This window comes from Rhizobium sp. 768_B6_N1_8 (genome assembly GCF_051811225.1).
Lineage (GTDB): Bacteria > Pseudomonadota > Alphaproteobacteria > Rhizobiales > Rhizobiaceae > Rhizobium.
The window spans coordinates 109,797-122,409 of sequence record NZ_JBPWPV010000003.1 but is presented as its reverse complement, the minus strand read 5'-3'; the positions used below and the strand labels follow the sequence as shown (position 1 = coordinate 122,409).

Annotated in this window: 12 protein-coding genes; 5 read left to right on the top strand and 7 right to left on the bottom strand. The window is 53.7% G+C overall.

All coding sequences use genetic code 11. The features are described from left to right. Positions 1-182: 182 nt before the first annotated feature. Positions 183-875: a helix-turn-helix domain-containing protein gene (locus AB8B33_RS35165; protein ID WP_439019012.1), complete on the top strand. Its 693-nt coding sequence runs from the start codon at positions 183-185 to the stop codon at positions 873-875. A gap of 101 nt (positions 876-976) precedes the next feature. Here AB8B33_RS35165 and AB8B33_RS35160 read toward each other — a convergent pair whose 3' ends face one another. The 7 genes from AB8B33_RS35160 to AB8B33_RS35130 form a co-directional block, all read right to left on the bottom strand. Beyond that, a complete protein-coding gene (locus AB8B33_RS35160) occupies positions 977-1,879 on the bottom strand; it encodes an SMP-30/gluconolactonase/LRE family protein (protein ID WP_439019011.1) in 903 nt (300 codons plus the stop codon). A 16-nt stretch (positions 1,880-1,895) separates the two neighbouring features. Beyond that, the gene (locus tag AB8B33_RS35155; protein WP_439019010.1) at positions 1,896-2,915 is read right to left on the bottom strand and encodes an aldo/keto reductase; all 1,020 of its coding nucleotides are present in this window, start codon (positions 2,913-2,915) and stop codon (positions 1,896-1,898) included. A gap of 25 nt (positions 2,916-2,940) precedes the next feature. After that, positions 2,941-3,729, bottom strand: coding sequence for an ABC transporter permease (locus AB8B33_RS35150; RefSeq protein ID WP_439019009.1), 789 nt, complete (start codon positions 3,727-3,729; stop codon positions 2,941-2,943). After that, positions 3,726-4,550, bottom strand: coding sequence for an ABC transporter permease (locus tag AB8B33_RS35145; RefSeq protein WP_439019008.1), 825 nt, complete (start codon positions 4,548-4,550; stop codon positions 3,726-3,728). Before AB8B33_RS35145 ends, AB8B33_RS35150 begins: the two co-directional genes overlap by 4 nt. Further along, a complete protein-coding gene (locus tag AB8B33_RS35140) occupies positions 4,547-5,626 on the bottom strand; it encodes an ABC transporter ATP-binding protein (protein WP_439019007.1) in 1,080 nt (359 codons plus the stop codon). Before AB8B33_RS35140 ends, AB8B33_RS35145 begins: the two co-directional genes overlap by 4 nt. 79 nt (positions 5,627-5,705) lie before the next feature. Then, a complete protein-coding gene (locus tag AB8B33_RS35135) occupies positions 5,706-6,737 on the bottom strand; it encodes an ABC transporter substrate-binding protein (RefSeq protein WP_439019006.1) in 1,032 nt (343 codons plus the stop codon). A gap of 664 nt (positions 6,738-7,401) precedes the next feature. Next, positions 7,402-8,385: an aminotransferase class IV gene (locus tag AB8B33_RS35130; protein ID WP_439019005.1), complete on the bottom strand. Its 984-nt coding sequence runs from the start codon at positions 8,383-8,385 to the stop codon at positions 7,402-7,404. A gap of 242 nt (positions 8,386-8,627) precedes the next feature. Between AB8B33_RS35130 and AB8B33_RS35125 the strand changes: the two genes are divergently transcribed. From AB8B33_RS35125 to otnI, 4 genes are all read left to right on the top strand, one after another. Next, positions 8,628-8,906 carry a helix-turn-helix domain-containing protein gene (locus tag AB8B33_RS35125; protein ID WP_439019004.1) on the top strand — a complete coding sequence of 93 codons (279 nt, stop codon included), beginning with the start codon at positions 8,628-8,630 and terminating at the stop codon, positions 8,904-8,906. A gap of 666 nt (positions 8,907-9,572) precedes the next feature. Next, the gene (gene otnK, locus AB8B33_RS35120) at positions 9,573-10,832 is read left to right on the top strand and encodes a 3-oxo-tetronate kinase (protein ID WP_439019003.1); all 1,260 of its coding nucleotides are present in this window, start codon (positions 9,573-9,575) and stop codon (positions 10,830-10,832) included. After that, entirely contained in the window at positions 10,829-11,470 is a 642-nt protein-coding gene (gene otnC, locus AB8B33_RS35115; RefSeq protein WP_439019002.1) for a 3-oxo-tetronate 4-phosphate decarboxylase, read from the top strand. The genes otnK and otnC overlap by 4 nt, the downstream gene beginning before the upstream one ends. Positions 11,471-11,487: 17 nt before the next feature. Next, entirely contained in the window at positions 11,488-12,372 is an 885-nt protein-coding gene (gene otnI / locus AB8B33_RS35110) for a 2-oxo-tetronate isomerase (protein ID WP_439019001.1), read from the top strand. The last annotated feature ends 241 nt before the right edge of the window (positions 12,373-12,613 follow it).

Below are 12,613 nucleotides of genomic sequence, written 5' to 3'. Positions count from 1 at the left end.
CAAGTGCTCGCCGGTACCCGTATCGTAGCAATGGTGGAGGCAATGAGGTTCGGCATTACGGGCCGATATCTCTCGGCGTGTCCCCAAGCGAGGCCAGGCTTGCTCGAGATGCGTCACAGGGCTATCTATGAGACCGAAGGTGCGCGCGAATATTCGATTCGGAAACTAGAGGTAAAACTTGAATGGCGAAAACGCGAACCATGACGCATGTGGCTCCTGAAGACGGTAGCGATCCGCCTGCTATTGTTACGTCCATAGGTGGACTTTTAGCTGCTGCTCGCAAAAAGCGTGGGTGGACGTTGCACGATCTCTCCGAGGAATCAGGGGTCGCAGTTGGGACGTTGTCAAAGGTCGAAAACGGCAAGAGTGGTGCGTCGTTTGATACTGTTGCCAGGGTTTCTATGGCTCTTGAAATTAGCTTCGACGATTTGCTTGGTCCGAATAGCCCCAAGTTCGCGAGCGGCCGCAGGTCGATCGCCCGGGCGGGAGAAGGCAAAAAGTTTGGATTTTCTAGCTACGACTACGAGGTTGCCTGCAACGACTTAGTCAGCAAGGCCATGGTTCCACTGATCATGGACATAAAAGCCAAGGAAGTTTTACCCAGAAATAAGTGGGCGTCGCATCCCGGCGAGGAATTCATCTATGTTTTATCCGGCACCGTGGAGATGCACACGGAGTTCTACGGACCGGTATTATTGAACCCTGGTGACGGCGCTTACATCGACTCCATGATGGCGCACGCGTTTGTAAGTGCCGGTGAAGGGGTGGCGAAAATGCTATCGATCTGCCTTTCAAGTTCGCTTAGCGAGCTTTTCAAGGGTCGGAAGGTTTCGACCATCGGCGGTCTACCGGTGAGTTTCGACGACGACAACTGAAATAATGAAATGCCGATTTGACGGTTCAACGCCCACTCTATCGCCTCCCCTTAATCAAAGGAATGCCTGTTGCTAGCTCGCATCAGAACTCTTGATGGAAGCTATGCTGTCACATACGCCGCCGCAGCCGTGGTCACGAACAAACGTTCTCCAGATATGCCACCGAATGCTAAGTTCGATGTGGGCGTCGGGGTTGACAATACACCTGCAACACTCCCGTCTACGGCCACGCAGACAACCCCTTCTCCAGTTCCAATCCACACGAAACCGTCTGGATGGACCCGCAGGCCATCTGCGATTCCTTCACGTGCCGAATAGAATAGCCGCCCCTCGCCTGTTACGTGGCCGTGAGACGAAATGTCAAATACTAGAACGTCGCGGGGACGGGACGGATCGAAGCCAATGTCCGGTCCCATGTCAGCCGCACTATCGACCAAGTATATCGACTGGCCATTGGGCGCGAAGGCGAGTCCGTTAGGCATGGAAAGCGAGTCGACCTCAGCCGTCACTCGGCCATCGGATCCGACGCGGTACACTCTATTCTTTTCTTGCTCGGGCGGGGCTTTACGTCCTTCCAAATCGCTGAGGATTCCGTAGGTCGGATCAGAAAACCAGATGGATCCATCAGGTGCGACTACCACATCGTTCGGCGAGTTGAGCCGCCTGCCCTCGAAATGTGAACAGATTAGCGTAGTCCTACCATGCAGGTCGGTGCGTGTGACACTTCGGCTTAGATGTTCACAGCTGAGAAAGCCACCACCCGGCATGGGAAAGTGCCCGTTGGGATAATTTGCGGGGTGCTGTGCGACTCGTGTACCCTGCTTATCGGAATACTCCAGCAGGCGGTCGTTTGGGATGTCCGAAAATATCCAGGAATCGGTTTCCCGCAGATAGGCGGGTCCCTCGCCGAATCCCAAATTCCTGGCTACCGCTTTGACCTGCCCGGCTTCCACCAGCATTTCAATGTCTTTTCCGAGAAGAAGGTCCCGTAGAGTTGCACTCATGTTTGATCCTCAGCGGTCAAGGAGAGAGAGGGTGGATAAGTCGCTCGTGACGCAGCTCAGCCCACAGATCCTCTGGAATGAATATAGTAGTCTGAGCGGCGTTTTCCGCCGCCTGATCAGCCGACGCAGCGCCAGAGATAACGCTCGCGACTATGCTGTGGCGCAATGGAAACTGATAGGCTGCGGCCTTCAACGGAACACCGTAGTTCCGGCAGATCGCATCGATCCGTCGCGTTTTGGCGATGATTTCGGGGGTGGCCGGCAAATAGTTGTAGAACGGCTGCTGCGTTCCTTCCACCCCGGCCGCGAGAATGCCTGACGCGTAGGGGGAACCGATGACGACGCCGACGCCACGCTGTTCGCAGAGCGGAAACTCCTCATCCAGCACCTCCTGATCCAACAAGGTGTACGGCATAGCGACTAGAAAAAAGTCTAGGTCGAACCGCTCGAGGAATTGTGGAATGGTTCCAAGGATGTTTACGCCGGCGCCGATTGCTTTGATTTCACCGTAGTGGCGAAGGCTCTCGAGCGCCCGCCAACCAGAACGCTCTAAATCCAAGAAATGAGCAGCGACAACGTCATCGGAACCGATTTCGGCCACGTCGAGGTCGTGGACTAGGAGCATGTCGATTGTATTGAGGCCCAGGCGCATCATGCTTTGCTCGTAGGACCGCATGATGCCATCATAGGTGTAGTCAAAGCGATGTTCGAAGCCAAGGCCGCCTGTCCAAAAGGAACCCTTAAAATTCCGAGGATCATTGGGCCTGTGAAATGTCCGGCCGATCTTAGTTGATAGAACAAATTCATCGCGCGGTTTGCCACGCAGTAGGTTTCCGAACCGAAGTTCGCTAAGGCCGCGGCCATACCAAGGTGAAGTATCGTAGTAGCGGATGCCGCTATTCCAAGCTGTTTCGAGAGTCTCTCTTGCTGTGACCTCCGGGATCGTTTCATAGACTTCGCCAAGGGGAACTCCACCGATGCCGACGGGAGATAACGACACGCCGGTTTTGCCGAGAGGGCGGAGTGCTTTTTTCATGTATTTGTTCCTTGCGGGGCGGAGATTAGGGGCGGCGAATGCTGCGGTTCAGCACCACTAGGAGTATCGACGCCATGATGAGGCACAAGCTGATCACTATAACGACCAACGCATTGATTGATGGCGTAAAGCCGAGGCGCATCATTGCCCAAAGCCTGAGCGGTAGTGTGGTCGTCTCGCCTGCGACGAGCGCGGTAATCAAAGTCTCATCGAACGACAGCAAAGCTGAAAGAATGCCAGCAGCCAGAAATGCCGACGCCAAGTGCGGCAAGATGACGAAGCGGATCGTCTGCAGTTTAGAAGCGCCCAGGTCGGCGGACGCATTCTCGAGCGAGGCCGGCAGGTTGGCCAGACGCACTTGGATGATCTTGTAGACTATTGATACGGTGAACAGTGCATGACCGATTACTATCGTCGCCATACCGCGAGGAAAACCGCTCTCCGCCGAAGCCAGCAGCAGAGACAGCCCAACGACGATAGGAGGTAGGAAAAACGGCGCGAAGATAAACATCTCGAAGATGAACCGTGTCGCTAGCGACTTCTTGCGCAAAAAAGCTGCGTAGAACCCCGCCGCAAGCAGAGACAAGGCGGTGGAGCTCACAGCAGCGACTACGCTATTCAGCAACGCCTCTACCACTGACGCGTTTGCGAGCAGGGCTAAGAAGAACTGGAAAGTCGGTTCCGTAAAATCGACTTTGCCGGCAACTGAAGGAAAAAATGCCGCAATTCCAACGGCCGCTATCGGCACATACGATACGATCAGCGTAGCCAAGAAGACAATGCCGCACAGAAAGTTTACTGATCGAGCGTTCATATCGACCTCACCGTGGTGAGCTTGGCAGCAACGCCCGCTGCGGCCAGTGCAATCAATGTCACACCCAGCAGCAGTAGCCCAAGTGCTGCGCCGAGAGGATAGTTGAAGGCAAGGCCAAATTGCGACCAGACGATACGTCCGAAAGTCATGCCGTTGGGGCCACCAACCATCTGGGGCGTGATGAAGTCACCAAGCGCCAGAATGAATGAGAACAAAGCAGCCGAGACAATGCCGGGTGTCGCGAGTGGCAGTACGACATCGCGCAAGGTTTGACCGTATGATGCTCCAAGGTCGCGGGCAGCAAGAGCCAAACTGGCTGGAATTCGTTCAAGAGACAGATAGATGGGCAGCGTTGCAAATGGAATATAGAGGACCACGAACGTTGCAAGGATTGCGCCGCGGTTGAACAGTAGCAGGGTCGATGGCTCGTGGAGAATGCCTGTTCCAACCAAGAGCTGATTGAAAAATCCATTGAGCCCAAGCAGCGAGCGCATAGTGTAGATTTTAACAATATAGCTCATGAACATCGGCAATATTATGAGGATGAGTACGATCGCCAGGTAACGCGGGGAACGGCTCCATGCGAACAGTGAAACAGGCAGCGCGACAGCCACACTCACTACTGCCGTGCCAGCGCACAGTCCGAGCGTTGAAAACAGCGCAGTCAAATATACTGGATTGGTAAGTGCCTCTATCAATGTTCCAAGACCCAGCGTACCTCTATCACCACCGACGGCAGCAACAAGCAGCATGGAAAGCGGATAACCGACGAAGGCAAGAAGAGGCGTCGCCGCGACGGCAATGACGACTTTCTGTCTCATGCGTCACCCACCACGCGCACGTTCTCGGGCCTGAAATGGAGATCGACCTCCGCGCCGATCGGCATCGGCTCTCCAGCTTCGACAGGCGTGGTGCATTCTAGCAAAACCATGTCTCCAACTCGAACCTGGTAGCTGAGATGCGATCCTACAAAAATGACATCCTCGACACGACCGGTCGCCAGATTAAGGTCGTTGTCAGTTAGAGCCGCGGCGCGCGGCGTCACGACTATCGCCTCTGGTCGCACAGCTAGGCGGATCTCATTTTCGGGCCTGGATATCATCGGTGAAGTGGACCTTATCCTTCCAATTGGGGTGTCAAAAAAGCCCCCAGTAACCTCGTATCTACCCTGAATAAGGTTATTGCGCCCTATGAAGGTCGCTACGAAGCTCGAGGCCGGCACGTTGTAGATGTCGGCTGGACTGCCGATCTGGACGATATGCCCGAAATTCATTACTACGATCCTGTCGGACATCGACAAGGCTTCCTGCTGATCATGGGTAACGAATACGAAGGTCGTGCCGAGCTTTCGTTGGATCGACTTTAGAAAAAGTTGCATCTGGTGACGAAGGCCCGCATCGAGCGCCGATAGAGGCTCATCAAGCAAGATCACCGATGGTTTAGCTACGATGGCGCGGGCCAATGCAACTCGCTGCTGCTGACCGCCCGAAAGTTGACTTACGCGACGGCGGGCAAACCCCTCAAGGCCAACAAGCTTAAGCGCTTTCTCGGCTTCAGCAGCCCTCGCATCGCGCTGAATGCCCTTCAATCGCAGGCTGTAGCCGACATTGTCGCCCACAGTCATGTTAGGGAATAAGGCATAGTCTTGGAATACTGTGTTAAACGGCCGTTTCTCCGGAGGGAGGGCGGTGATATCCGTGTCGTCGAATACAATCTTGCCGGAACTCGGCTTCAAGAACCCTCCTAGAAGCTTGAGAATTGTCGTCTTACCTGAGCCAGAAGGACCAAGGATAGTCAGAAACTCACCGGCCTTGATGGTCAGGCTTGTTGGCTCGAGGACTTGGTGTGATCCGTAGGCTACAGTCACCTGGTCGAGAGTGACTTGCGATTTCATCATGTGCAGTATTCCAGCGGCCTAGCGGCGGTTATGAGATGGGCGACGGCGAAACCGCCGTCGCACGGCAAAAGGCTGTGCTCTACGATGCCTTAACTTCATTCCAAAGCTTGGCACGCTTCTCGTAGCTTTCCGGTTGCGCGAGATAGATAAGACGATCAGCATAGGTCATGCCAATCGTCTCATTCCAACCTGCGTCAATGACGTTTCCATAGCCGATCTTCCCGGACATGATTTCCGCAACAGACTTATCGAGGCACGCGTTGATCCACTTGTGCGCAAGCACGGGGTCACGCGCACCTACGGTGATCGACTGGCAATCAATCCAGCCGATACCGCCTTCCTTTGGAATGGCAACCCCGACATCGATGCCTCGCTTAATCAAGCTCTTGGCCTGTGGCTCGCCCATCGAGAACATAAGCTTGGCGCCATTGTCGGCAAAGATGCCAACCCCTTCGTCATAGCCAGCAAAATACGTGAGTAGATTCGCCTTGAGCTCAATCAACTTGGCCTTGGCAGCTTCGAGTTGCGCGTCGGTAAGATTATACGGGTCCTTGTAACCGAGAAGGATCGCAGCGAGCGCGGTATTGTGGTTCGCGTCGTCTAGGCAGATAACTTGTTGCGCGAACTTTGGATCGAACATCACCGTCCAACTGTCCGGCGCCGTTGGGAATGCCGACTTGAGATAAATCAAGGGCAGCGAACCCCAAGCGTGAGGCACCGCCCAGAGCTTGCCATTATTTTCTATTGAAGCTTGCTTGGAGAAGATTTCGATCAGGTTGCTACGGTTTGGAAGTAGGCTCAGATCTAGTGGCAGCACGAGCTTGTTTTCGAGGTAGCGTCCCGCAGAACCCGTGTCGAATGACACGACATCAAAATCAGCGCCGCGAGAGCCCTGCACTTTGGCAAACATCTCGTCCACTGAGCCAGTATAGGTGATCTTGACCGAGCATTTGTTCTCAGCTTCGAACTTAGAGACGAATTCGGGCTCTGCATAACCTTCCCAAGTGTAAACACGCAGGACGGCTTGCTCGGCTCTTACAACACCGGGCGCTGCCAGAAGAACAGATGCCCCGAGTAATCCAGTAAATTGGCGTCTGTTAAGCGAAGTCATGTGTACCCTCCTAGGCATTTGAACACTGTTGCTGATGCAACGCGTGATTGGCTTTCACTGTAATGAGCGCAACTGCAGCACTGGCTCTCCAGGTGTTAGAGACGAGGCTCCCATCTATTCGGTCGCCCAGCCGTTTCTGGATCGAAACCCGGCCCAAAATTCAGCGCTACGCGACTGCAACCTCTCACCGCTACCAGGCGACAGAGCATCGAAAAACATCTTCAAGTACCTTTCCGGCATTTTGGCACCAAGAGCGTAAGGATCAGAAAACAGTATTTTCGAAACGTGTCAATAGTTTCGTTTTAGAAACTTTTTGGGGGCGAATTCTGTGGTTTCCGCATATGCGAGCCTTAAAGAAAGACCGTCTAGACCGCGAAAACTACCTAGCCTCGGAGAATACAAGACGGTCCTATTGATTCCACTCCGGCCTTCCGTGCGAGACACAGCTAGCGCGCTAACGTCAATCAATCAGCTTGTGGTACGCGAGTGCGATGCCAAAGTGTGGTCTAAGGATCAAGGCTAAGCGAGAATGGGAGCTTATGCCTCCGCTGTAGTTCGATTTCAGATCAATGCCAGATGACAATTTGGTGATGACTGGCTCTCCGATATCCGCCCCATAAACCAAGGGCAGACCGCTTGCGAGGTCTGCCCTTTAGAAGGTCTTCTACAATGACAAATTCGTATCGGTGTAGTCGACTGGACTGCAATGCCAACCTTCACTTCGAGCGCCCCAATAGGCACCATGCAGCGTCGCGGTTACAGTGCCGACGTTTCCATTTCCGACTTGCCTGCCGTCGATAGAAGTAACCGGGAGAACACCACCCGCCGTCGTCGTAAGAAGAACCTCCTGGACAGAGTTCATCTCCCCTGCTGGGATAGCTCGTTGTTCAACGGGAATGCCATTCTTCTGTGCGAGTTCAATGATCGTTCGTCGTGTCATCCCGTCGAGCATACCCGTCGCAGGAGTGACGAGCGTACCATTGCTGACAGCGAAAATATTAAAACCTGGGCCTTCCGTAATGTTTCCGTCAAGATCAATGAGCACCACAGTGTCGGTATCATGCTCATAGGCATCGAAGAGTCCCATCTGGAAATCAAGCCAATGATAATGTTTGACCATAGGATCAACAGATTGGCTGGGAACCCGAACGCGTTCGCTAATATGCAGTCGCATCCCTTTTTGCTGAACTTCGGGGCTAGCAATCCAGACGTAAGGAATGCAGAACGCCTGAAACCGGTTACCTGCTAGCCGAATATCCCGGCTACCGATCGGAGGCTTGCCGCGGGTCATGATGATTTGAACGTAGGCATTTTCAAAGCCGCAGACTGCCACGAGCTTATGCGCAATACGACGGATCTCGTCGGTCGAAACCGGGGCCGAAGTCATCCGGAGCCGCTCGGTGGAGCGAGCGAAGCGAGCTAGGTGATCTTCCAGACGAAAAAAATTCCCGTTCCACGTCGAAATCGTTTCCTGACAGGCATCTGACCTGAGAAAACCCCAGTCTAACAGTGGTACGGAAGCGGTCTCAATTGGCACAATCTGACCGTTGATATACGCAGATCCTTTTGCGAAAGCCTCATCAACGGGCTCGTGGCACTGAGTATTTACTGCAGGCCAAGTGAGTTGACTCAATGATGTGTCGCTCATTTTCATTTCCTAAGGTTGGGAGCCTCCACATCAGCTCCAGATCTCCGGTCGGCAAAAGCCCTATTTAGGGCAGGGTGGTTGCTCGACATGCGCCACAAGACTATCTGTGCGGTCGTTGGAATCAAGAAAAATTTTCGATATCGAAAATTTGAGTGAGTTTGATGGCAAGGCTGCGAGTTGGAACACATAGGGCTCCCGAAGGGAGCAGCGGTTTCCCTTTGTTACGTCGATAGGCGGGCTCCATGGCCGCTGCTCGCAAAAAGCGGGGATGGACGTTACATGATCTCGCAGACGCCTCGGGAGTTGCCGTTGGCACGTTGTCAAAGGTCGAAAACGGCAAGGGTGGTGCGTCATTTGATACTGTTGCAAGGGTTTCGATAGCTCTGGAAGCTGGCTTCTACGATCTGCTTGCCCCCAATAGCCCTAAATTTCCCGGCGGCCGCAGGTCGATCGCCTGGGCGGGTGAAGGCAAGAAGTTCGGCCTTCAAGCTACGATTATGAGATTACTCGCAATGACTTAGTCAAAGCCACGGTTCCGCTGACCATGGACATAAAGGCGAGGCAGGTGTTGCCTCGCAATAATTGGGCATCACCTCCCGGTGAGGAATTCATCTATGTATTATCCAGCACTGTGGAGATGCACACGGAGTTCTACGGGCCGGTTTTGAAACCAGTGACGGTGCTTACATCGACTTGATGATAGCACATGCGTTCGTGACGGCCGGAGAAGGAGCAGCAAAAATGCTATCTCTCTGCCTTTCAAGTTCGCTTAAGAAGCTTTCCAACGGGCAAAAGGAATCAACGCCTACTGGCGCACCGAGAATTTTCCACGACAACAACTATTGACACAAATCGAAAAACCAGCTTCCTAACGCTGTAGTGCAGGTTGCGCAGAGTGGCTGTATCGCGCGGACGGCCGAACAGAAAATCAAGGAACGATGAGATGGAGTGTCAGTAAATTTGTCAAACACTCGCGTTTCCACGCGCGTTGACTGAGTTTCGAAGAAACAATCTCGGTGCAGTCACGATTAACCTCAACACGGCTTGCGGGCTTGACCGCCTCCCGAACAGCATTGGCGAGTGGTCGCACCTATGAGGCGGCATACGAGCCGGTCACGGACAGTACAGTATGGATCTTTCATCGGCGAACTAGCCGGTGAAATGAATCGGGCTTTTGGAGTGTGATAATGATTTTGGGTGCAATCGCAGATGATCTGACCGGCGCTACCGATCTAGCGCTAATGCTGTCCAGGGGCGGCATGCGAACCGTGCAGCTGAACGGTCTTCCATCCGGCTCAATTAACATCGCTAACGCTGACGCCGTCATCGTCGCGCTCAAATCGCGGACCATCCCAGCGGAAGAGGCGGTGCGTCTTTCAGTCGAAGCTGCTAAGTGGCTGTTAGAGCAAGGTGCAGATCGCCTATTCTTCAAGTATTGCTCTACTTTCGATTCCACGGACAGGGGGAACATCGGTCAGGTGATTGATGCGTTGATGGACCTTTTGGAGCTGGACAGTACGATTGCCTGTCCCGCCTTTCCAAAGAATGGTCGAACGGTTTATCAAGGTCATCTGTTTGTCGAGCAGCAACTCCTGTCTGACAGTCCGATGAAGGACCATCCACTAACACCGATGCGCGATTCCAATTTGGTGCGGGTGCTTCAGGCACAAAGTCGACGCAAGGTGCAGCTTCTTCCCCACAAGATTGTTGCTACCGGAGCGTCCGATATTAGAAGCATGCTAGTGTCGGCAAAAGACGGTGCCGTCTTCATCGCTGATGCCATCTCCGACGATGATCTCATCAACCTTGGCAGTGCGCTCGGCGATTCTAGGCTGGTCACTGGTGGTTCTGGAATTGCTCTCGGCCTCCCGGATGTGTACCGAAAGCTCGGGTTGCTTAGTCGATTGGTCCCTGGCGACGAGTTTTCAGCTCCACAAGGTAAGGCGGTCATACTTGCTGGTTCTTGCTCTGCAGCCACGCGCCGCCAGGTTTTGGCTGCGATAAATGCGGGTATGCCTACGTTCAAACTTGACCCCATCGCGATCGATGAGGGTCAGATCACGCCTCAAGAGGTCGCCGCTTGGGTTCAGGCGCAGAATGTCGCCGTCACTGTCGTCTATTCGAGCAGTGACCCAGCAGAGGTGGAAGTCGCACAACAAAAACTTGGAGTCGCCCGAGTTGGACACGTAGTGGAGCGAATGCTGGGCGCTATCGCGCAGATATTGCGCGAGGGTGAGTATCGGCGCTTCATTGTGGCTGGCGGCGAAACTTCCGGGGCGGTGATCAAGGCCCTCCAAATTGATGCAGTGTCGATTGGTCCAGAGATAGATCCGGGTGTGCCGTGGACGCGCAGCATTGACGACGAAAGGCCTGTCGTGCTCGCCCTAAAATCGGGAAATTTCGGTTCAGATGACTTCTTCGTAAAAGCATGGGAGCTGCTTAGATGACCGCAACTCTTTCCGAAGAAACCAAAGTCAGAGACCAGGTCGTAGCCGTCGGCAAGTCGTTGTTCGATCGGTCGTTGACGCCCGGTTCCTCGGGCAACATCAGCGTGCGACTTTCGTCCGGCAGTATGATTATGACGCCGACTAACGCTTCCCTTGGTGACCTTGATCCAGAGAGGCTCTCTTTAGTCTCGGAGGCGGGTGAACACCTATCTGGCGACAAGCCCACCAAGGAAGGCTTCCTTCATCGCTGCATGTATTGCCACAAGGAGCGCGGTGCGGTTGTGCATCTCCACTCTACACACTGTGTTGCCGTTAGCATCATGGAGGACATTGACCCAGAGGATGTGCTTCCCCCCCTAACTGCCTACTATGTGATGAGGGTCGGCAAACTACCATTGGTACCCTATTTTCCTCCGGGTGATCCCGCGCTTGCGAAGGCTGTCGGCGATTTAGCGTCGAAGAGCCATGCGGTTCTTCTTGCGAACCATGGTCCGGTTGTCGCTGGAAGGACATTGTTTGACGCCCAATATGCAGCCGAAGAACTGGAAGAAACTGCTCGCTTATTTCTTCTCACTGACGGGAGACGGCGACGACCTCTGACTAACGAACAACGCCTTGCTCTGCTCAAGAAGAACTGACGACCGAGGAAAACCAGATGCCAAAATTCGCAGCCAATCTCACTATGATGTATCGTGAGTATGATTTTCTCGACCGCTTTACCGCTGCGGCAACTGCCGGTTTCGAAGCGGTCGAATATCTCTTCCCCTATGACTACGACGCGTTTCAGATCGCAGACATTTTGGACAGTGAGAACCTGCGTCAAGCGTTGTTCAACATGCCTCCGGGAGATTGGGCGAGAGGCGAGCGAGGACTAGCTGCGCTCCCGGAACGACGAGATGAGTTCAAGTCCGCCGTGCAAAGATCTATCGAATATGCCAGGGTTATAAAAGCTCCAAAGCTCCATATGATGGCCGGCATTGCTGATCGTTCAGATACAACCTCTAAATCCTGCTATCTCTACTCTCTGGCATATGCGGCCGATCTTGCGGGACAAGAAGATATCGAGGTGGTTATCGAACCAATCAACAGTCGGGATATGCCAGGCTATTTCCTCAACAACTTCGACTTCGCAGCTGACGTGATCGACGAGGTAGGCAGAAAAAATGTCAGGCTTCAATTCGATATCTATCATCGTCAAGTCATGCGTGGTGACGTGCTAACGGCGCTAAGGGATATGCTGCCCATCATCGGCCATATGCAAATCGCTTCCGTTCCTACTCGCGCCGAGCCAGGAACCGGCGAACTTGACGACTTCAGGATTTTTTCCGTCATTGATGAGTTAGAATATACTGGCTTTGTCGGTTGTGAGTATAACCCAACCGGAGATACAAACGCTAGTCTAACCTGGCTCTCGCGAGCTTTGACTTCCCAAGTGCGCTCGTCCACGGAGATCCGCATGCGCAAAAGCGACGTCGCGGTTCTCCACATTGAAACGCCCACTCGTGGTGCGTGCGATCCACAACACCAACGGCAAAGCTAACTGGTTTGCTATCGCGAACGGCTAGGCGGCCTGCCCCGCGGCGTTTGGAGCCTGTGGCGCGTTCTATTCCGATAGAGTGCCTTTGCCGAACGTCTTCTTTCGCTTTAGCGTTGCGCTAATGGATTGGAACGAAAGCGGCAACTTGATATCGTCGCCTGCAACGCACAAAAAAGCTTATCGAGATCCTACGGGTCTCGGTTACTGCTACCAGCGCTAATGTCGCTGAGAGCCTCTGCATTTT

Bases quoted from the DNA above. Each gene is read 5' to 3' on its own strand.
- AB8B33_RS35165 (WP_439019012.1), top strand. From the start codon at position 183: ATGGCGAAAACGCGAACCATGACGCATGTGGCTCCTGAAGACGGTAGC.
- AB8B33_RS35160 (WP_439019011.1), bottom strand. From the start codon at position 1,879: ATGAGTGCAACTCTACGGGACCTTCTTCTCGGAAAAGACATTGAAATG.
- AB8B33_RS35155 (WP_439019010.1), bottom strand. From the start codon at position 2,915: ATGAAAAAAGCACTCCGCCCTCTCGGCAAAACCGGCGTGTCGTTATCT.
- AB8B33_RS35150 (WP_439019009.1), bottom strand. From the start codon at position 3,729: ATGAACGCTCGATCAGTAAACTTTCTGTGCGGCATTGTCTTCTTGGCT.
- AB8B33_RS35145 (WP_439019008.1), bottom strand. From the start codon at position 4,550: ATGAGACAGAAAGTCGTCATTGCCGTCGCGGCGACGCCTCTTCTTGCC.
- AB8B33_RS35140 (WP_439019007.1), bottom strand. From the start codon at position 5,626: ATGATGAAATCGCAAGTCACTCTCGACCAGGTGACTGTAGCCTACGGA.
- AB8B33_RS35135 (WP_439019006.1), bottom strand. From the start codon at position 6,737: ATGACTTCGCTTAACAGACGCCAATTTACTGGATTACTCGGGGCATCT.
- AB8B33_RS35130 (WP_439019005.1), bottom strand. From the start codon at position 8,385: ATGAGCGACACATCATTGAGTCAACTCACTTGGCCTGCAGTAAATACT.
- AB8B33_RS35125 (WP_439019004.1), top strand. From the start codon at position 8,628: ATGGCCGCTGCTCGCAAAAAGCGGGGATGGACGTTACATGATCTCGCA.
- otnK (WP_439019003.1), top strand. From the start codon at position 9,573: ATGATTTTGGGTGCAATCGCAGATGATCTGACCGGCGCTACCGATCTA.
- otnC (WP_439019002.1), top strand. From the start codon at position 10,829: ATGACCGCAACTCTTTCCGAAGAAACCAAAGTCAGAGACCAGGTCGTA.
- otnI (WP_439019001.1), top strand. From the start codon at position 11,488: ATGCCAAAATTCGCAGCCAATCTCACTATGATGTATCGTGAGTATGAT.